The 18922-nt window shown below is 66.6% G+C and carries 17 protein-coding genes and 1 riboswitch; of the genes, 11 read left to right on the top strand and 6 right to left on the bottom strand.

All coding sequences use genetic code 11. The annotated features are described in order from the left end of the window. Position 1 precedes the first annotated feature (1 nt). From F1735_RS17760 to F1735_RS17740, 5 genes are all read left to right on the top strand, one after another. Entirely contained in the window at positions 2-790 is a 789-nt protein-coding gene (locus F1735_RS17760; protein WP_167238173.1) for a carbon-nitrogen hydrolase family protein, read from the top strand. Further along, a complete protein-coding gene (gene mfnA / locus F1735_RS17755) occupies positions 783-1937 on the top strand; it encodes a tyrosine decarboxylase MfnA (protein ID WP_167238172.1) in 1155 nt (384 codons plus the stop codon). Before F1735_RS17760 ends, mfnA begins: the two co-directional genes overlap by 8 nt. Positions 1938-1992: 55 nt before the next feature. Next, a complete protein-coding gene (locus tag F1735_RS17750; protein ID WP_167238171.1) occupies positions 1993-2784 on the top strand; it encodes a sterol desaturase family protein in 792 nt (263 codons plus the stop codon). 52 nt (positions 2785-2836) lie between these two features. Beyond that, entirely contained in the window at positions 2837-4009 is a 1173-nt protein-coding gene (metK, locus tag F1735_RS17745) for a methionine adenosyltransferase (RefSeq protein ID WP_167238170.1), read from the top strand. Positions 4010-4102: 93 nt separating this feature from the next. After that, positions 4103-5014 (top strand): hypothetical protein, encoded by a 912-nt coding sequence (locus tag F1735_RS17740; protein WP_167238169.1) that lies wholly within the window; start codon positions 4103-4105, stop codon positions 5012-5014. On the opposite strand, the gene F1735_RS17735 is transcribed toward F1735_RS17740, so the two are convergent. From F1735_RS17735 to F1735_RS17720, 4 genes are all read right to left on the bottom strand, one after another. Next, the gene (locus tag F1735_RS17735) at positions 5011-6522 is read right to left on the bottom strand and encodes a PepSY domain-containing protein (protein WP_167238168.1); all 1512 of its coding nucleotides are present in this window, start codon (positions 6520-6522) and stop codon (positions 5011-5013) included. The two genes, F1735_RS17740 and F1735_RS17735, sit on opposite strands and share 4 nt — an antisense overlap. Positions 6523-6530: 8 nt before the next feature. Next, the gene (locus F1735_RS17730) at positions 6531-8720 is read right to left on the bottom strand and encodes a TonB-dependent receptor (RefSeq protein ID WP_167238167.1); all 2190 of its coding nucleotides are present in this window, start codon (positions 8718-8720) and stop codon (positions 6531-6533) included. Between the two features lie 130 nt (positions 8721-8850). Continuing rightward, positions 8851-9216 (bottom strand): DUF2946 family protein, encoded by a 366-nt coding sequence (locus tag F1735_RS17725; RefSeq protein ID WP_187364281.1) that lies wholly within the window; start codon positions 9214-9216, stop codon positions 8851-8853. A gap of 37 nt (positions 9217-9253) precedes the next feature. Next, the gene (locus tag F1735_RS17720; RefSeq protein WP_373888541.1) at positions 9254-11362 is read right to left on the bottom strand and encodes a TonB-dependent receptor; all 2109 of its coding nucleotides are present in this window, start codon (positions 11360-11362) and stop codon (positions 9254-9256) included. Positions 11363-11538: 176 nt separating this feature from the next. Beyond that, a riboswitch (cobalamin riboswitch) is annotated at positions 11539-11773 on the bottom strand. Between the two features lie 339 nt (positions 11774-12112). Between F1735_RS17720 and F1735_RS17715 the strand changes: the two genes are divergently transcribed. The 6 genes from F1735_RS17715 to F1735_RS17690 all read left to right on the top strand — a co-directional run bounded on the left by F1735_RS17715 (position 12113) and on the right by F1735_RS17690 (position 16568). Continuing rightward, positions 12113-13987 (top strand): LodA/GoxA family CTQ-dependent oxidase, encoded by a 1875-nt coding sequence (locus F1735_RS17715; RefSeq protein ID WP_167238165.1) that lies wholly within the window; start codon positions 12113-12115, stop codon positions 13985-13987. Then, positions 13984-15147 (top strand): NAD(P)/FAD-dependent oxidoreductase, encoded by a 1164-nt coding sequence (locus F1735_RS17710; RefSeq protein ID WP_167238164.1) that lies wholly within the window; start codon positions 13984-13986, stop codon positions 15145-15147. The genes F1735_RS17715 and F1735_RS17710 overlap by 4 nt, the downstream gene beginning before the upstream one ends. Before the next feature lie 128 nt (positions 15148-15275). Continuing rightward, positions 15276-15536, top strand: a complete 261-nt coding sequence (locus F1735_RS17705) for a hypothetical protein (RefSeq protein ID WP_167238163.1) — start codon at positions 15276-15278, stop codon at positions 15534-15536. After that, positions 15526-15795 carry a hypothetical protein gene (locus F1735_RS17700; RefSeq protein ID WP_167238162.1) on the top strand — a complete coding sequence of 90 codons (270 nt, stop codon included), beginning with the start codon at positions 15526-15528 and terminating at the stop codon, positions 15793-15795. Before F1735_RS17705 ends, F1735_RS17700 begins: the two co-directional genes overlap by 11 nt. Then, a complete protein-coding gene (locus F1735_RS17695; protein ID WP_167238159.1) occupies positions 15792-15995 on the top strand; it encodes a PepSY domain-containing protein in 204 nt (67 codons plus the stop codon). Before F1735_RS17700 ends, F1735_RS17695 begins: the two co-directional genes overlap by 4 nt. Before the next feature lie 72 nt (positions 15996-16067). Next, entirely contained in the window at positions 16068-16568 is a 501-nt protein-coding gene (locus F1735_RS17690; protein ID WP_222853011.1) for a hypothetical protein, read from the top strand. A gap of 197 nt (positions 16569-16765) precedes the next feature. Here F1735_RS17690 and F1735_RS17685 read toward each other — a convergent pair whose 3' ends face one another. Together F1735_RS17685 and F1735_RS17680 are read right to left on the bottom strand one after the other, a co-directional pair. Then, entirely contained in the window at positions 16766-17815 is a 1050-nt protein-coding gene (locus F1735_RS17685) for a hypothetical protein (RefSeq protein ID WP_167238161.1), read from the bottom strand. A gap of 649 nt (positions 17816-18464) precedes the next feature. Continuing rightward, the gene (locus F1735_RS17680) at positions 18465-18815 is read right to left on the bottom strand and encodes a hypothetical protein (protein WP_167238160.1); all 351 of its coding nucleotides are present in this window, start codon (positions 18813-18815) and stop codon (positions 18465-18467) included. Positions 18816-18922 lie beyond the last annotated feature (107 nt).

Here is an 18922-nt window from a genome sequence, read left to right as displayed (position 1 = left end):
CATGAAGATTTCCATCATCGCCGGCAGCATCGCGTCCAGCCCCGACAGCGCGTGGGTCCACATGCGGCAAGCCGTGGCCGACAGTCCCGCCGCCGATTTCCTGGTATTGCCGGCCCGCTTCCTGGGCGATGCCGGCGCGCCCGACGCCGCGCTGCGCGCCGACGTGCAACAGGGCCTGGCGCAACTGGCGCGCGAGAAGCGCTGCTACATCGTGGGCGGGTCGCTGCTGTCCGAGGATGGCGCGCACGAGCTCACCTGGCTGTTCGACCGCAACGGCGCGCTGCTCCATACCCACTGCACGCCGCTGGACCCGGGGGAGGAGCGCGACGATGCGCTGTTCCCCGTCATCGAGACCGACGTTGGCCGCATCGGCATCCTGAACGGCGACGATATCTGGGTGCTCGAATCGACCCGCATCCTGAGCCTGCAGGGGGCCGAAGCGGTATTCGTGCCGGCCCGCCTGTCGAGCCGGAACGCCGACGCCAAGATCGCCTCGCTGTGGGGCCTGGCGACCCTGAACTGCGTCGCCATCGCGTTTGCCAGCGGGCCGCATGCGGGCGGACTGGCCCATGCCTCGGTGATCTTGCCGAGCGGCGTGCTGGCCGCATCAAGGCAGGCGGACAGGGCGCCCCTGCTGGCCGAGATCGCACCCGGGCAGATGGGCAAGCTGCGCGACGCCGACCTGACCTTCGCCAACACGCTGTGGTTCGGCCTGTGGTCGCGCCGCAAGCAGCTGTACGGTCCGCTCCTGGAGGCCAGGACGCCGGCGGCGGAGCGTGCGCATGCGTAAGCAGGGGCGTGCGCAATCCGAGGTATTGGCCGAGCTCGACAATCTGCGCACGCGCGACGTGCCGTGGAACCGGGTGCTCAATTCCATCTGCACCGTGCCGCACCAGGCCGCGTTGCGGGCGGGGCAGGCGGCCCTGGACAGCAATCTGGGCGACCTGCGCATCTTCCGCGGCTGCCGCGAGATAGAACAGAAGGCGCTGGCGCTGATGGGCGAGTTGCTCGGCAAGGCCGACTGCGCGGGCAGCCTGGTGTCGGGCGGCACCGAAGCGAATCTGCTGGCGATGTATGTCGCGCGCAAGCGCAGGCCGGACATCGCCCACCCCGAGATCGTGGCGGGCGAAACGGTACACTACTCGTTCGGCAAAGTGTGCGACATGCTCGGCATCACGCTGCGCGTGGTCGCGCTGGACGAGCGCTTCCGCATGCGCCCCGACGCCGCGCTCGAGGCGATCAACGGCAACACGATCGCCCTGGTCGGCACCGCCGGCAGCAGCGAGTTCGGGGCGGTCGACCCGATCGAGGAACTGGCGGCCATTGCGCACCGGCGCGAACTGTACTTTCACGTGGACGCCGCCACCGGCGGCTTCATCATTCCGTTTGCGCGCGCGCTCGGGCGCGACCTGCCGCAGTTCGACTTCAGCCTGGCGGGGGTCAGTTCGATCGCGATGGACCCGCATAAATACGGGATGTCGATCATTCCGGCCGGCGCGGTCTTCTTTCGCGACCAGGCCCTGCGCGACAGCATCAAGCTGGAATCGTTCTTCAACGCCACCCCGACCCATCACAGCCTGATCGGCACCCGCAGCGGGGCGGCGGCGGCGGCCACCTACGCCGTGCTGGAAACGCTGGGCTTCGATGGCTATCTCGACGTGACCAGGAAAAACTATCGGGTGATGGATTACCTGGTCGAGCAACTGGTGCAACACGGTTACCGGCTGGTCGCGCCGCCCCAGCTCAATATCGTCAACGTCGACTTGCCGGACGCGGTCGAGGTCATGCGCGCGCTGGAGGAATGCGGCTGGATCATCTCGGTGTCGAAGCGCTTTCGGCATTGCCTGCGGCTGGTGGTCACGCACCACGTCGACGAAGCCATGGTCGACGAATTTATCGAGCGATTGCGCTCCATCGCCACGCCACCGGCACTCTAGGGCCAGGGATGCGCCAGCCTCCCGGACACCATTTGAAGCGAACTGAAGGAGCATCATGGAAAAGATTCTTGGCTTGCTGTTTCCGCTGACGTATATCGGCTTTCTGATCCTGGAGCGCATTTTTCCGGCGCGTGTGCTGGTTCCCGTGCCGCACTGGCGCTTGAAGGGCTTCGCCTTCTTCCTCATGGGCGGGGCCATCGTCAATACCTTGCCGCTGCTGTGGCGCGACTGGGTGAGCGTACACCGCTTGATCGACCTGGACAGCTGGGGCACGGCGGGCGGCGCCCTGGCCGCCATCGTGTTCAGCAACCTGCTCGACTGGTGCCGCCACCGCTTGCAGCATGCGCTGCCGGTGCTGTGGCGCTTCCACCAGATGCACCACAGTTCCGAACGCCTGGAGGTGGCGACCGCGTTCTACTTCCATCCGATCGACACGATCGGCTATACGGTGGTGTCGACCTTCCTGGCCGCCTTCGTGGTCGGGGTCAATATGGAGGCGGCCATCCTGAGCGGCTACTTCCTGTTCGCCTCGACCATCTTCACCCATGCCAACATCCGTTCGCCGCACTGGCTCGGCTACCTCATCTCGCGCCCCGAAGCGCATGCCGTACACCACCAGGCAGGCGTACACCGTTACAACTACGGCAGCCTGCCGCTGTGGGACATGCTGTTCGGTACCTTCCGCAATCCGCGCGAGTGGAATGCGCAGTCCGGGTTCTGGCACGGCGCGTCCAGCCGGCTGGGCGACCTCCTGCTTGGCAAGAGTGTCGTGACCCGTTCCGCGCCCCAGGCCGGGCCGCTGCACCAGACCGAGCACGCCAGCGGCCCGCTGCACCAGGCCGAATGAAGCGCCGACGCGCATATTGATGCAGTCCGATTTTCCACTCACGAAAGATGCTATGGCAAACGACTATCTCTTTACTTCCGAATCCGTGTCGGAAGGCCACCCGGACAAAGTGGCCGACCAGATTTCCGACGCCATCCTCGATGCCATCCTGGCGCAGGACCCCAAGGCAAGGGTGGCGGCGGAAACGCTGTGCAATACCGGCCTGGTGGTGCTGGCCGGCGAAATCACCACGCATGCCAACGTGGACTATATCCAGGTGGCGCGCCAGACGCTCAAGCAGATCGGCTACGACAATACCGACTTCGGCATCGATTATCGGGGCTGCGCGGTGATGGTTTGCTACGACAAGCAGTCGCCCGACATCGCCCAGGGCGTGGACGAGGGCGCCGGGCTCGATCTCGACCAGGGCGCCGGCGACCAAGGGCTGATGTTCGGCTATGCCTGCGACGAGACGCCGGAGCTGATGCCGGGCGCGATCCACTATGCGCACCGGCTGGTGGAATGCCAGTCGAAGCTGCGCAGGGATGGCACCCTGCCGTGGCTGCGTCCCGACGCCAAGTCCCAGGTCACCTTGCGCTACGAGAACGGGCAGCCGGTCGGCGTCGATACGGTCGTGCTGTCGACCCAGCACGCGCCGGACGTGTCGCACCGGCACATCCAGGAAGCCGTCATCGAAGAGATCATCAAACGCGTGCTGCCGCGCGCCTGGCTGGCCGGCACGCGCTACCTGGTCAACCCGACCGGGCGCTTCGTGATCGGCGGGCCGCAGGGCGACTGCGGCTTAACGGGACGCAAGATTATCGTGGACACCTATGGCGGCGCGAGCCCGCATGGCGGCGGGGCGTTCTCGGGCAAGGACCCGTCCAAGGTGGATCGTTCGGCAGCGTACGCGGCGCGCTATGTGGCCAAGAATATCGTCGCGGCCGGCATTGCGCGCCAGTGCCAGATCCAGATCAGTTACGCCATCGGCGTTGCCAAGCCGATCAATATCACCGTGTACACCGAAGGCACGGGTCTGATTTCGGACTACAAGATCGTCGAACTGGTGCGCGAAAACTTCGACCTGCGGCCCAAGGGCATTGTCAAGATGCTCGACCTGTTGCGCCCTATCTACACCAAGACCGCCGCCTACGGTCACTTCGGGCGCAACGAGCCGGACTTTACCTGGGAGCGCACCGACAAGGCGGCAACGCTGCGCGATCAGGCGGGCCTGGACCGTCGTTGACAAGATGCGGGGGCAATGGCCCCCGCATGCGCTATTGATGCCGCAGTGCATGATGGGGGATAATGGGCGACTACGTCACTCTCGGAAAACGCCATGAAAAGATTCATCCCGGCCATCGTCGCCATGTTCGCCGCTGGCGCCGCCCTCGCGGCCCCGGCGGTGGATAAGGATTCCTACCAGTTCGGCGTGGTGAGCGGCGCGGCCAAATACGCGCGCCTGGGCACGTTCAACGTGGTCAAGCTGTGCGAAACGCGCTTTTCCGATCTGGAACCGGAAGGAGAGGGCGTGCGCACTGCCTGGCTCGACCGGAACGCGAAAACCGAGGGGAAAATGGCGGCCCTGGCCACCCGGCTGAGGGCCAAAATACAGGCCAGGAACCCGGAGGTCGATCTCGATCAGTTAATGGCCGAGGCGGACAAGCTGATGCGCCCCGCCGCGCTTGACGCGACGACCAAGCTCATCACGGAGAAGCTCGACGCCCCCAACGGCTCGCCGCGCGCCCTTTGCCAGTCGATTTTCGCTGAAATCAAGCAAGGCAAGATGGACATCGCCCGCATCCAGGTGGCGGCCAACAAGGTGCTCGCCGAGGCGGAAGTGGCGGACTTTTTGGACGGCTACAAGGGCTACGCTTTCCAGGATAGCGGGTCGGCCTTCCAGGCCACCGGTACCTGGGCCGGCCTCGCCTTCCCCCTGAACGACGCGCGCATCACAGCCGACAAAGGCACAGGGCAGCTGCGCGTGTCCACCGCCACGCTGGTGGCGCTTGGCGCGCTGGGGCCGCCGTTCGTGAGCACCAGCGAGGACGCGCTTGCCATCGAGACCTGGGACGACGATGTCATCCGCACGCAGGCCAAGCGCGCCGGCACCTCGCAGCGGTTTTTTCAGTATGTGGTGGACCGCAAGGAAAAGACGGTGACCCTGATCTTCAGCGGCCAGTCGCCCAAGACCCACGTGCTCGGCGACGCCACCGCACAGGTGCGCGAGATGAAGGCCGGCGCGCGTTAAGGCCTGTCGCCCGCCGCACGCAACTTGCGCCCCAGCCTGCGCCAGCCGATCAGCACGCCGGTCACACTCAGGATAGCCCCGCCGAGACTGAACGCCAGCATGAGCACGTCCCACAAGGGCCGCCGCTCCAGCAGCGGCAGCCAATCCCAGCTGTGCAGCATGGCGAACAGCCAGCGGCTCTGGCGTTTGTGGCGGTCGCTGCGGCCAAGCAGCGCGCCCGTGTGCGGATCGACATACACCCAGCTCTGGTGCGCATCGGCGAAGGCGATGCGCCACACCGGCAGCGGCTTGCCGGCGCCGCCGGTCATGCTGTGGGCGTCGCGGCTGTAGTAGTACAGATCGTAAGCGTCCAACCGTTCGACCTTGGCCACCGGATGGGGCAGCAGCGCGCGCGCGGCGTCGAGCAGGGCGCCGCCGTCGACCGCCGCCGGGCGGCCGGACTGGCTGTCGAGCACCAGCGGCGCACCGGCGGCGCCCTGGGCCAGCACCAGGGTGTCGCCCAGCACCCGCGTCCACTTGAGCTCGCGTATCCCCGGGCCGGCGGCGGCCAACAGCGCCGCCGGCGCGGCATCGCGTACGGACGGCAGCAGCGCCGCGCCTTCGAGCGCCGGCATGCGCAGCGGCCCCGCGCCGCCGTCGAAGACGCGCCACGGGTTCATCGACATCAGGCCGCTGAAGATCCAGCTGGCCGTCACCACCCCGAACAGCAGGCCGCCGATATGGTGCCAGCGCATCAGCGCGCCCGGATAGGGCGAGCGCGAACCGCTGCGGTACGGCGCCCGCAAGCGCCAGCGCAGGATGCCGACGGTCGCTCCGCTCAGTACCATGAGCGTGCCGGCGATCGCGAGCCAGTTGACGATATCGGCCCAGTACGGTTCGAACACGGTGTCGCGCAAAGGGTACAGCCAGTGGATCCACGCGCCGGCGTAGTTCCACAGCCGTTCTGTGCGCGGCGCATCGCGTACCACTTCGCCGGTCCGGCCCGACACATACAGCAGCGTGTGCTCCGGGTCGGCCAGTTGCACGCGGTGCAAGGGGCGGTGGCCATCCAGGCCGCGCGAGTGGGTAAATGCATCTTCGTCCACCGGGCCGAGGTAGTACATGCCGACACCCGGGCCGGCGAAGGCGGCGGCGCTGGCCATGGCGCGCGCCTGGTCGGTGAGCGCGATCCGGGCGCCGCTGCGCGCATCGACAGCGATGGCCGCCGTTCCCTTGGCGCCGGCGGGCTGGACCAGATAGACCGGGTCGCCGCCGCTGGCGGCCGCCAGCCTGAGCTCCTTGAGCGGCCCGTCGATGCCGGCCATGGCCAGCGCCTGTTGCGGCCCAAGCAGCGGCGCACCGGGCTGCAAGGCCGGCAAATGCCCCAGGCGCTCGGCCTCGGTCAGTTTCGGATAGCCGACGTACATCATCACCATGCCGGAGACGAACCACATCGCGAAAAAGGCGCACAGGACGATGCCCAGCCAGCGGTGGCCAAGGAACAGCAGGCGTTTGAAAGAGATCCCCATCGCCGGCCTCAAAACGCCACGCGCAGCGCAAGGTCGGCCGTGCGCGGCGCACCCAGGTAGGCCATGCCCGCGCTCAAATTGACGGCGTGTACCCGGTCCCCGGCATTGCGCACCCGCCCGACCAGGGCCATATCGCGGCTGAGCTGGTAACTGAGGCCCAGGTCGAGCAAGGTGTAGGCCGGCCAGTCGATGCTGTTGGCCGCGTCCGCATACACGCCGCCCACGTGGCGCAGCCCCATGCTGGCCTTGATGCCAGGGGTGACGGCGTAGCCCAGCCACAGGTTGGCGACGGTGCGCGGCGTATTCGTCGGCGTCTTGCCGGCGAGCGAGACGCCACCCTGGCGGTATTGCTCGTATTGCGCATCGACCCGGGTCAGGTTGCCCTGGATCGACCACTGGCGCGTCGGCTGCAGGCCCAGCGACAGCTCGACGCCCCTGGCCGACTGCTCCCCGACCAGGACGGTCAGGGCGCTGTTGTCCGGGTCCTGGGTGGCGATGTTCTTGCGTTCGATGCGGTACGCCGCCACCGTGGCCGAGCCTTTGCCCTGCCAGAAGTCGAGCTTGGCGCCGACCTCGCGCTGGCGGCCGGTGGTCAGCTCGCTGTTGTTGCGCACGTCGGCAAAGGAGGCGGTCGACAACACGCCAGACGGCGGGTCGGCGGCGCTCGCGTACTGGACATAGGCGGAAGCGCCCGGCGCCAGGTCCCACACCAGGCCGGCGCGGCCGGTAGTCGGGCGGTAGCGGCGCGTAAAGCTGGCCGGGTTGGCGGCGCTGATCTCGCGCCGGTTGACCAGGCCGAGCGCGATGCGCTCGTGGCGCAACGCGGTGACCACGTTGAGCGCCGGCGCGATGGCGGTCCGGTTTTCGAGGTAGATGGCGCGCGTGGTGACCTTGTTGTCGCGGTCCGGCCGCAACGCCGGGCTCATGCCGGCGATGTCGAAGAAGCGCTCGGTCGTGAAATCGTAGGGATCGACCTCGCCGAGCGAAGCCGGCAAGCTGTTGGGGAAGCGGGTCTGCTTGTTCACGCTGACATCGATGCCGAGCGCCCAGTCGCTGCGCCGGCCCGCGAGCTGGCCCTTGTACGTGGCGTCGAGGCGGTCGCCGACCATGCGCTGCTCGTGGTGCTGCAACAGGATGCCGGAGCGCGCCACGGCCGTATTCGACTGGTTGAAGCGGTAGCTCTCGACGTTGCGGTAGTCGCGCAGCGCATCGTAGAGGTACACCGTATTGGTGAGAGCGACCTGTTGCGCGGGGCGCCATTCGGTGAGCGAACGCAGCCAGTGAACGCGCTGGGCGTAGACGCCGTCGGCGCTGTTGTAGTTTTTTGCGCGCGTGGCCGGATCGATGCGCGCGCGCCCGGCCACGGGATTGATCAGCGGCGTGCCCCAGTAGGGCCGCGCCACATCTTCTTGCTGGAACTCGTAGGCCAGGGTATGGCGCCAGCGCTCGCCGAGGTCGGAACGCAGCGACGCGGCCAGCTGGGTCGAGCGGGCCGCGCTGGCGTCGATCCAGCTGTCCGCATCGCGATGGTTGAGGTCGATGCGCAGGTAATGCCCGTCGCCGGCCGCGCCACCGATGCGCCGGTTCAGGCCGATGGAAGCTTCTTTCAAGCCGTTCGTGCCCAGGCGGACTTGCGCCGCGCCGGCGTCGCCCGGTTGCGCCACCCTGGTGATGTAATTGATGGAACCGCCGACCGCTCCCGAGCCGAACAGGAAGCTCGACGGCCCGCCGATGGCTTCGACCCGGTCGATGATCCAGCTGTCCACCGGGCGCGCCGCGATCGCGTACTGGACGTTGATGCCGTTAAAGAGCTGGCTGATCGAACCGCTGCCGAAGCCGCGGTAACTGACGCCGATATTGCCCGGCGCATTGTGGGCGGTGACGCCGGCAATGGCGCGCAGGATTTCCTGGGTGTCCTGGGCGCCGCGCGCGTCGATCATGGCGCGGTCGACCACGGTGACGGTGGCCGGCGTTTCGCGCGGCGTGAGGCCGAGCCGGCTGCCGGTGGTGGAGGGCGTGTCCAGGTTCAGCTTGCCGTTGGCGCGCGGCGCTGTGCCCGCGATCTCCACCGTGGGCAGCGGCGCGTCGGCGCGCGCCTGGGTGGCCAGGGCGCCGCAGGCCAGGGCGATGGCGAAGGGGAGGGCGGCGCGGGAATGCGCCAGCGGCAGCGCGGCCGCGTGGAATGGGTGTGCAGTCATGTCGTGCTCTTGTTCGGTTGCCTGGGGCCAGGCGATTGGAAATGGGGCGCACGGATCGGACACGGCAAAGCCGCAGGCGCTGGCGCCTGTTCCTTTGCATTGAGCGATGCGTGAGCGATGTTCTACCGGATCAAGCCCAGGGCGGTCCGCGCGCGTGCGCCGCCGTCCATGCGAAGCGGGGTGTCGGCGCGTCGGGGAGCGACGCCGTGGGTGGCGCGTCGGCGACCGCCAGCGCCAGCGCGCGCGGCGCCGGCGGCAACAGGAGCACGCCGTTGCCGTGGTGGCAGTACGGGCAGTGCTGGCGTCGTTCTTCGTGCGCCGGGGGCGCGGGCGCGCCGCCGGCGGCCGCCACACTGCCGGCGCGGCAGATGTCGCCCGGCAGGAACCGCGCCGCGGGGTCGCCGCCGAAGGCGTGCGAGAGCGCCGGCGCGAGCACGGCCAGCAGCACGGCCAGCATGGCCAGCCAGGCTGCCAGGGCAAACGCCCTGCGGCTCATGCGCATCGCTGGCGCGCCGCGTGCCGCATTGTCGCGCTCAGAAGCGCCACGCCAGGCCGGCGCGCAGGGTACGCATTTCGCCCGGATGGGTATGGATGTCCGCCACCGGCGCCGCTTCGCCCGGCAATTGCGATTCGTAGTAGTAGTCGATGTCGCTCACGCGCCGGTCCAGCAGGTTGAGCACTTCGACGGTCAGCTTGAGGCGCGGCGTGAGCCTGTAGCCGAGCTTCATGTTGAGCAAGGTGGACGACGGCGAACGCACGGAGTCGTCTTCCAGCAATGCACGCGGGCCAAAATAGCGCAGGCGCACGCCGCCCGACCACGCGCCGGCCACGCCCGAGACGCCGAGCGAGGCGGTGCGGCTGATCGAACCGGGAATGAAGGCGCCGGCCGGATCGTGGTCGCGAAAGCGCGCGTGCGACCAGGCCAGGTTGGCGTCGATGATCCAGTCCTTGGCCGGCGTGTAAAAATTGGCCAGTTCGATGCCGTGGCGCCGGCTCGGGCGGCCCGCTTCGGTGGTGCCGGCGTCGCCGATGAAGATCAGTTCGGAATCGAGGTCGAGCCGCCAGGCGGCGATGGTGGTCTGCATGCCCGGCACCAGCCCGGCCAGCCGCAAGCCGGCCTCTTTGCCGGTTCCGCGCACCAGCGGCGTGGCGCGCTCGATCGCGGCACCGTCGGCATCGACCGCCAGGCCGGTTGTCGGATCGACGCTGCCGGTGACGCCGCGCGCGTCGTTGCTGTGAAAGCCTTGTCCCCAGTTCAGGTAGATCTCCGCATGTTTGCCCGCCGTGAAAATGGCGGTGAACTTGGGACTGGTGATGCGCGCATCGACCTTGCCGGAGTTGGCGGGCGTGTCGCTGTCCACGTCGAACGTGTAACGGTCGGCGCGCAAGCCGGCGACAGTGCGCAGCCAGGGCGCCCAGACGGTGCTGTTGGACAGATACAGCGCGCCGCTGCGCTCCTTGACGTCGTCTTCGCGCACCGTCGACAGGCGCTGGCGCGCCTGGCTCAGATACAGGCCGACCGGCGCCAGGCGATCCGCGCGCAGCTGAACGCCGAGCGCGGTCTCGGAAGCGAAAGGCCCGAGCGCGTGGCGCCATGTGCGCGCCGCGTTCAAGCCGAGAATGCGGCGGTTTTCAGCCTGGTGGAACTGGTCGCCGTGCCCGGGGTCGCCGAGCATATAGGTAAAGTCGCTGAACAGGTCGAGCCGCGAGGCGATGAGGTAGGCATTGACCTTGCTGGCGCCGTCGCCGTACTGGCGGCTCCACTCGCCGGAGACGCTGTAGCGCGCGGTCTGGCCGCCGTCGGTCGGGGCCAGGGTGCCGTAGCGGCCGATCAGGCCGGCGGCCAGCGCGCGCTGCGGCACCTGGTCGGTCGAGGTCCAGGACGAACGCAGCGCCATCGCCGTCACCCGGATCTCGTCATCGCCGGCCGAGCGGTGGTACGACAGCACGCCGTTGACGCGCTTGTAGCGTTCCGGCGTCTCCCAGGGACCATCCTGGCCCGCGCGTTCGAGCGCGTACAGCAGCGCGCCGCCGGCCAGCGCGGTCGAGTTGGCCACCAGCACGCGCTGGAAGCGATGCTGGCCCGCCTCCACGCTCAGCAAGCCTTGCTCCATCTGCCGCACGTAGTCGAACGCGGCCGCGCCGGCGACCGAAAAGTCGCCTTCCTCGGCATAGTAAGTGCCTTTTTTGTACTCGATGGTGCTGAGCAGCTCTGGAATCAGGAAGTTCAGGTCCGAATAGCCCTGGCCGTGCGCGTTGGTCGGCAGGTTGACCGGCATCCCCATCACGCTGGTGCGGAAATCGGTGCCGTGATCGAGATTGAATCCGCGCGCGAAATATTGATTGGCCTTGCCGTCGCCCGCGTGCTGGGTCACGATCAGGCCGGGCACCGCTTCGAGCAGCTCGCCGGTGCGCAGCAAGGGACGGTTTTCGAGCTGCCTGGCGGTGACCGTGCCCTGGTTGGCCGAATCGGCGACGCCGAGCGGGATCAGGCTGGCGGACACGCGCACTTGCTGGACCGGAGAAGGCGCATCGCCATCGACGGCGGCGTTGGCGAAGGCGAAGGTGGGCAGGGCCGCCAGCAGCAGCGGCGACAGCCGGCGCAGCCCGCGTGGCGACGGGGCAGGGGTGGTATTTTTCACGGGTACTCTCTGTAAAGACCGGACCGGCCGGCCTGTTTTTTGTGCGGCGCACATCCCCGTGCGCCGAGAAAAAATAAGCGGCGGCCGACGCCGGCGTGAGAGTCGATGGCGGGGCGGGCGCGACGCCATTGCGCGCGCTGCCGTGCGATCCACAAACACGGCAGTTCCCGGCCGCTTCGCTTCCATGCGTCCTGGCCGGTATCCGGGCTAACAGGTCAGATTGCCTCGCCTTCCCATGCCGGCGGCACAGTGGACCATGAAGACAACCGGCCGCGCATCGTTGGACGACATGCGGCGCCTGCTTTACCGTTGCGGGGACAGCACACGTTTGCCGCTGAAACCAGCGCGTGTTTCCCGTTTAACTGCGGCCTTCAGAGCAAGGCCGCTAGCACCAAAACGTGGCAATCATACGGACTGCTGAGACATTTGGCAACATTTCCATGCGCCACGGTCCGGCTCGCCAAACAGCATGGCGCAATCATGCGTAAAGGATATGGCGGCGCGAGGCGTGCCGGCCACCGGGGAGCATACGCTCATCCGATGACGTATTGATCACACATTGTCACGCGTGGCGCAATAAAAACAGGGGTCAACTTTGCTGGCGATTTGCTTGCCAGGTGAGGCAATATGGGTAGGTGATCGATGGGGCGGCGTTGCGTATCCCCATGCATGTGCGTGACAGGAGGACGGGCTCATCCCCGCCCGCTCAGCAATTGAAGGAGTAAGGCCAACACCTTGAAAGGGGCCGTCATGAGCACCGAGAGCAAGCTAGCAGACCAGGTCGTGTACGCGAAGATCCACCCGTCGATCGGCATCGCGCGGGTGGGTAATTCCAGGGAGGACGATGGCTTCTACGTCGGCCCGCAGGTGATCGATCCCTTGCCCAAGCCCCTCAACTTCTACCGTGACGGCGCCGGCGCGCTCAAACGCGAGGTGGCCGAGTTCCGCATCTATGGCTACGACGGGCAAGGGCGGGTGCTGTGCGAACTGACCATGCAGGATGGCGTCGAGATTGAATGGACGGTCGAACTGGCCAATCACAAGGCGGCCTGGTATAACTTCGAGATCGCACTCGACATCCCGGAAGCGGCCACCGCAACGCCGTCCACGCGCCGCAATGCCAAGGTGGCGCTGCTCGAGCGCGCCAGCTTGGCCATCCGCCCCGGGCCGCGCAGCATCGATGCGCCATCGGCCGCCGGCCAGCGCTACCAGTTCGATGGCGGCAGCTGCTTCGGCATTCCGGTGCCGCTGGGCGAGTTGCGCACCGATCCGCGCGGCCGCCTGTGGGTATTCGGCGGGCACGGCATGTCGGCATCGTATACCGGCAGCGCCCCGGTCACGTTCGCCAACAATGATGGCTGGTACGACGATACCGGCGATGGCCCGGTCAGCGCGCGCGTACGGCTGGGCGGACGCGACTTGCAGGTCGCGCCGGCATGGGTGGTGGTGGCGCCGCCGAACTACGGGCCGCAACAAAAATCGGTACGCACCATGTACGCCGTGATGACCGATGTCGCCATCCAGGCCGGGCAACTGCCGGTACCGGTCGAGCCCTCGTTCAAGAACGACTTGCTGCCGATTTTCAAGGCGCTGTCCGACCTTCAATGGATGAACGGTGGCTTCGCGGCCGGCTTCGGCCACGGCATGCCGCAGGATTTCCTGGCGCCGGACTATCTGCGCAAGCTCGCGCAAGGAGGCAAGACGTATGCGCAGTTGCGCAGGACGGTCGCCAACGCGTTCCGCAACCCGCAGTACCAGGATGCGTCGATGAAGCCCTGGCCCTGGGTCTATGGCGATGCGATGGACTTGCCGATGCCGCCCATCCCGCGGGCCATGACTGCGCTGACCGTCACGCAGCTGGCGATGCTGGCGCGCTGGGCGGAGGGCAAGTTCATCGCCGATTACGATCCCGCCGCCGCTATCGGGGCCACGCGCGACATCGCCGGCGTGCCGCTTGCGGAACAGGCGGCCATGCTCGACCGCGCCGCGCTCGAGTTCTGCCTGGGCGACGCCTTCCATCCCGGCTGCGAGATGACGTGGCCGGTGCGCCACGCCTCGATGTACAGCGAGCCGTACCGGTGGCGCCACCGTGCCGCCGACGATCCCGAGCCGGACTATGGCACAACCTTGACCCCGGCCGAGGCGTGTTGCTTCGATGGCCCCTTGTATGGGCAGTCTCCCGGCTCGGTCACGCGCTGGATGGCGGTGCCGTGGCAGACCGACACCGCCAGTTGCCGGTCCGGCTACGACGAGCAGTACGACCCCTACCTGCCGACCTTCTGGCCGGCGCGGGTGCCGAACCAGGTGCTCAGCGCCGCCAACTACGCCAAAGTGATGGACCCGGAACTGTGCCGGAAGGATCGGCTGGCGGCCTTCAACGAGCGCCTGGACTGGAACCGGACACTTGGCGCCGACAAATCGCAATGGATGCAGGTCATGGTCAGCCATTTCGACAGGCAAGGCATCGTCGAGGTGCGCGACGGCATTCCGAACGACCCGGACTTTCCGCCGCTGATGCAGGTCGAGGATCGCGGCGGCCCGCCGCTGGCCGAGTCCGAGCGCAAGGCAATCAACAGCCAGATGCGCCAGATCCTGCGGCGCGGCACGCCCCGGCCCGCCGAGTGACGGCGCCGCGCCCGGCCGCCGCGCCGACGCAGTGGGACGTGTTGATCGTCGGCGCCGGCCCGGCCGGCGCGGCGCTGGCCGGGCGCTTGCGTCCGCAGTATCGTGTGTTGCTGCTGGACCGGCCGGCGGCGATGGCGGCCGGGTCCCCGCGCATCGGCGAGTCCTTGCCGGGCGCGGCCCGCGTGCTGCTCCAGCGCCACGGGATCTACGCGCGGTTCCTGGCCCAGGGCCATGCGCCACGCGGCGCCTCGGTCGCGCAGTGGGAATCGGACACGCCGACGTGGTTCGATCCGATCCGCGATCCGCATGGGGTCGGCTGGCACCTCGACCGTCCGCGTTTCGATGCCGGCCTGCGCGAGAGCGCCGTGGCGGCGGGCGCGGCGCTGGTCGACGATGGCGGGCGCCTGGCGGTGTCGCACGAGGATGGCTGCTGGCGTGTCGACATCGCGGCTGCGGGGCCGGACGATGCGAGCGCGTCCCGTGGCACCCAGCGCACATCCGTGCTGGTCGACGCCAGCGGGCGCAGCATGGCCGTGGCCAGGCAGCTCGGGCTGGCCCGGCGCGGCCGGGATCGGCTGATCTGCCTGTACGCGCACTTGCCCGCGGACCGGCGCGACCAGGACCAGGCGACCCGCATCTGCGCCGACGCGAACGGTTGGTGGTACAGCGTGCGGGTGCCGTCGGGGCAGCGGGTGCTGGCCTTTCACCTCGATGGCGACGACGCCGAACTGAAGGCGCTGCGCGATCCGGCATGCTTGCTGGCCAAATCGCAGCGCCATGCGCTGTTGGCCGGGATCCGGCCCACGGCGATGGATTTTGCGGTACACGCGCAGCCGGCCGGAGGCGGCGGGCTCGATCCCGAGGCCGCCGCCGCGCTGCCGCAAGGTTTTTTTGCGATTGGCGACGCCATGCTCGCGTTCGACCCGATTGCCTCCCAGGGCCTGTTTCACGCGCTGGCGACGGCCGACAGCTGCGCCCATGCCATCGGCCGATACCTCGACGGCGCCAGCGATGCGCGCACGCCTTACCTGGACGAGATGCGCGCGGTGCGGGAGCGCTATCGCCAGCGCCTGGGCGAGACCTATGCGGCAGTACACCGCTACGCCCGTGAGCGCTTCTGGCTGCGCCGCACTGCGGCTGCTGCGCTTCTGTCCAGATAAGGGGAGGGGCCGCCGGCGGGGTGCGTGAGCATCAAAAGTAGCATATCGGCAAAATTTCACTGTTTCCGGCGCGCATAATCATTTATCATTTTCATTATTGACAATACGTCTCATTCAAGGGGCGGTAAATGATCTGGATGTCCATCGGCGCGGCCTTGTTGGCCGCGCTTGCTTTTTACCTGGCCTCGCCGCATCAATCCCTGTGGGCCGGCGCGCCGAGGCGCCCGCTGCGCTGGCTGGCGCTGCCCTTGTGCGCGGCGTCGGTGCTGGCCGCCAGCCACGGCTACGGCTTCTGGTGCGGCGTCTTCATTGCGCTGTCGGCCCTGATGCTGGCGCTGGTGGCGCTGCCTTGCCTGAATGCCTGGAGCCGGGCGCGTCATGTGGGGTAAATCCTTGGCCGCCGTCTTGCTCGCGCCGCCGCTTGGCGTGGCGCTGGTGGGCTTGCTGGCCCTGTTGAGCGGCAACCAGCAGCGCGACACCCTGCCGATCCTGCTGATGTTCTTCCCGGCGTGGGTGGGGGCGATGGCGCTGGCCTACCATTTCAAGACCGCCCTGCGCGCCTGGTTGTGGATGGGTGGCGCCACCCTGGCCGGGTTCGGCTTGATCCATGGACTGAAGGCTGCCGGCCTGCTGAGGATTGCGGCATGAAGTCGTCCACACTGAAAACCTACATCGCGGTGCATACCTGGGTCGGCCTGGTGGCCGGCTTTGCCCTGTTCATCGCCTTTTACGCCGGCGCGATCACCGTCTTCACCAAGCGGACAGCGCACGCTGACCAGTTCCGCCGCCGTGGTGCTCAAGGCGGGCAGCGGCGCCGTGGTGCGCGTGATGACGCCGCAGCAATATAGCCCGGGGACGAGCTTCCTGCGCGGCCTGCAAACCTACATTTTGGGAATTTTGGTCATGCGGCGGTGCAGTGGATGTATTTTGTGCTTGGACCGGCGGGCGCTTTCCTGTTCTACAGCGGGAATTTGCTGTGGATCGAAGCACGCCGCAAGCGCCAGGCGCAGCGCCAGCCGCTGAGCGGGCGGCTGATGGCCCAGGCCACCTTGGGCGTGTGCCTGGGCTGCGTGGCGGGGGTGTCGGCGGTCTTCCTGGTCAATAAATTGTTCCCCGCCGCGCCGGGCGAGCTGCCGCTGTGGGAAGAACGCGGCTATTACGCGGTGTTCCTGGCGTCCCTTGCATGGGCCTTCATCCGGCCGTCGGCGCGCGGCGTCCATCCGCTGCTGTCGCTGTGGCGCAGCGAATCGGTGGTGGTGGGCGTGAACGCGGTGGCGCTGGGCGCCGGCTGCGCATTCTGGAAAATGGGGCGCGCGGCCCTCAGGCGCGGCCGCGATGGCGATCGGCACAGCGTGTGGTCGATGTCATTTTCCGACATCGATGCGACTGCAAGCGGCAACACGCCCGGCATAGGCCTATGATGTCGTTAATCGCTGCGACATCCGTAGGCTTAATAGCCGCGACTACCTCACTACTAATCACCTCTAAAAAGTTTCGTGTGAATACTGTCACGCTTCCGACGATGTGCAAGTAGGCCCCTTGCGTCAAATGATCCGCGAGCGTGGTTCCAGCCTGGTGTGGGTGGGCCGCGATGCAAGGTGCATCGCGGCGCTTCGACCTACTTCAGTGCTGCCAGCGAGGCGGCCGCCCTATCATACAGGGGCGTGATGTTCATGTCGCCCGGAAAGGACTCGGCATAGCTTGTTGCGCGAGCAAAGGATTTTTCAAAGGCCGCGCGCTGACCGACTGCCTGCATGAAAGCCTGCCCTGTTGGTGAGGAGAGGAAGGCGATAATTTTGCGCGGGTCGGTATCCTGCGCGTTCAATTGCTCGAAGACGGTTGCACGATAGCCCCCGGCGCGCATGCGCTCATGCAAATTGGCGTAAGCATCAAGCCATGACTCGTAATCAATCACGTCCGCATAGCCGAACCTGCCGATCGCCATAGGAAACTGCGGTTCGGTAGTCCGCAGGAACGACTGTAACGCTGCGACGCTGTCGGGACTCATTTTACTTATCATTTCAGGGTCGTGCAGGTACCCGGCCAGTACTGCCGCCCCGTAGGCGGACTTCTGTCCAACGATCAGTTTGATGAGCTCGGCCTGGCGGTCCTGCGGCACGAAGCGCAGATTGTGCGCCAGCTCGCCGGCGTAGGCATCGGCGTCCAGCACATCGGTCTTGCGCCCATGCTCAAGCACGGCCAGCAAGTCCTCGAACGTGCTGGGGCCGCGCGAGACGGCATAGATGGCCGCCTGCGCGATATCGCGCTGCGGAGAAAAGGCATGCCTTTTCAGGTCGGCGCCGATCTGACTGCGCGCGCCTTGGTCGCGTGTCTCCCGGTACAGCGAACCCAGAACGCCTATCAAGCCCGTCTTTTCCTTGACCGCTGCGGGCCCGCCGAGCCTGGCGCGTAGCAGGGCGATGTTGGCTGCGGTGGGGGCCGGCGGCCTGATACGTAACTTCTCGATTGCGCTTATGCGCGCCTCCGCGCTTCCGGCTGCGGCATACGCCTGCAGCGCGGCCTGGGCACTCTGAGCGCCCTGGCCAACCTGGGCAACTTGCGCCCCCTGGACTGCGCGTTGCGGCGCACTTGGCGGCCCACCTTGCGCGTTCACCGCACCCGAGAGTGACGCCGTGGATGCGAGCAATATCAATAAAGATGTTTTCATGCGGGCTCCTAGTTAAACGACTCTAGTTTGTCAAACATGGTCGTGGGCAGGACCGGCAGCTACCTGTGGCTGGGAGATTACAAACTGTGATCCGCCAAGCAAACAAGTGGACTGAGGGTTTTGCCCGCTGCGAACCATATTACACGCGCGCCAACGTCCCGCACTTCGAAAGTTTGGACGACGACGACTGGTTTTTGCCCGACCTCGGTGGTGCTCACGGCGCAAAGATCACAGAAGAACGTTCTCGATCGCGGCTGACGTGTGCCAAGACGGCACAGGAATTTGGTCCGAGCGACCGTTGACACCGGCGGGCAAGGCGGCTGAAAGGCAGCGTGAGCGCTTGCTCAACAAGGAGCGGGAGGATCGGGTGCGTGCTGCGGCAAAGCGTGCTCGCGCGGCGGCGAAGGCGAATCGGCGGTAGCCGGCACAACTGACCGACTTGGGCGCCGACCTGCGCTTCACGACCGCGCGCTGAACCTTCTTGGCGGCGTAATTCGAGATCGGAAAAACTCTTTTGCATGATCGATTGAGCGGTCGTGGAGGCGCTTTTATTGGTATCGCACGAGCCCGGCACGGTGTCGGATGAATAAATCAGTGCTTCCCTAGCGCGTACCACAGATCGAAAGCATTGCCTGAAATCATAAGTCCACTACATTCCAAGCACCAAAGCAGCGCGCAAATGATCATCGGAGCTAAATAGCAATAAGTGTGTTTGTTTGGGTTGTTCACCTTCCACTTGGCGCAGGAGATTTGCAGATAATGCCACATGTACTAAAGCTGTCGCAGTGCCAACATCACCAGTAACTAACGCCGGTGTGTAGCGTTCCCAATTACTTTCTAGTCGGTCCGAAATACGCAGTAAGGTAAATCCAAATTGGTCTGCACGATATGGCTCGCCATTAAGATCACTGAATATGTGTGTGATCTTTTGCGTTTTAGATACGGTCGCAATTGCATCATTTGCAGCCTTGGTCCAACCTAGACCCATATCGTTATACACAACTCAGCCGTGCCCCTCGCGCATCGACTGTAATGCAGTGGCCACATCCATCACGCGCTGCAATCCTTGCCAGATCGTCTTTACGCCGGGTTCGCCGTCGCTCTTGC

The organism is Massilia genomosp. 1, assembly GCF_011682185.1.
Classification (GTDB): domain Bacteria; phylum Pseudomonadota; class Gammaproteobacteria; order Burkholderiales; family Burkholderiaceae_D; genus Telluria_A; species Telluria_A rubra.
This window is presented reverse-complemented; position numbering and strand designations above follow the sequence as displayed.

What these genes read in the sequence shown, in the direction of transcription:
- F1735_RS17735 (WP_167238168.1), bottom strand. Translation starts at nt 6,522, where the DNA reads ATGGGGATCTCTTTCAAACGCCTGCTGTTCCTTGGCCACCGCTGGCTG.
- F1735_RS17690 (WP_222853011.1), top strand. Translation starts at nt 16,068, where the DNA reads ATGTATTTTGTGCTTGGACCGGCGGGCGCTTTCCTGTTCTACAGCGGG.
- F1735_RS17760 (WP_167238173.1), top strand. Translation starts at nt 2, where the DNA reads ATGAAGATTTCCATCATCGCCGGCAGCATCGCGTCCAGCCCCGACAGC.
- mfnA (WP_167238172.1), top strand. Translation starts at nt 783, where the DNA reads ATGCGTAAGCAGGGGCGTGCGCAATCCGAGGTATTGGCCGAGCTCGAC.
- F1735_RS17740 (WP_167238169.1), top strand. Translation starts at nt 4,103, where the DNA reads ATGAAAAGATTCATCCCGGCCATCGTCGCCATGTTCGCCGCTGGCGCC.
- F1735_RS17730 (WP_167238167.1), bottom strand. Translation starts at nt 8,720, where the DNA reads ATGACTGCACACCCATTCCACGCGGCCGCGCTGCCGCTGGCGCATTCC.
- F1735_RS17725 (WP_187364281.1), bottom strand. Translation starts at nt 9,216, where the DNA reads ATGAGCCGCAGGGCGTTTGCCCTGGCAGCCTGGCTGGCCATGCTGGCC.
- F1735_RS17750 (WP_167238171.1), top strand. Translation starts at nt 1,993, where the DNA reads ATGGAAAAGATTCTTGGCTTGCTGTTTCCGCTGACGTATATCGGCTTT.
- F1735_RS17705 (WP_167238163.1), top strand. Translation starts at nt 15,276, where the DNA reads ATGATCTGGATGTCCATCGGCGCGGCCTTGTTGGCCGCGCTTGCTTTT.
- F1735_RS17685 (WP_167238161.1), bottom strand. Translation starts at nt 17,815, where the DNA reads ATGAAAACATCTTTATTGATATTGCTCGCATCCACGGCGTCACTCTCG.
- F1735_RS17695 (WP_167238159.1), top strand. Translation starts at nt 15,792, where the DNA reads ATGAAGTCGTCCACACTGAAAACCTACATCGCGGTGCATACCTGGGTC.
- metK (WP_167238170.1), top strand. Translation starts at nt 2,837, where the DNA reads ATGGCAAACGACTATCTCTTTACTTCCGAATCCGTGTCGGAAGGCCAC.
- F1735_RS17700 (WP_167238162.1), top strand. Translation starts at nt 15,526, where the DNA reads ATGTGGGGTAAATCCTTGGCCGCCGTCTTGCTCGCGCCGCCGCTTGGC.
- F1735_RS17715 (WP_167238165.1), top strand. Translation starts at nt 12,113, where the DNA reads ATGAGCACCGAGAGCAAGCTAGCAGACCAGGTCGTGTACGCGAAGATC.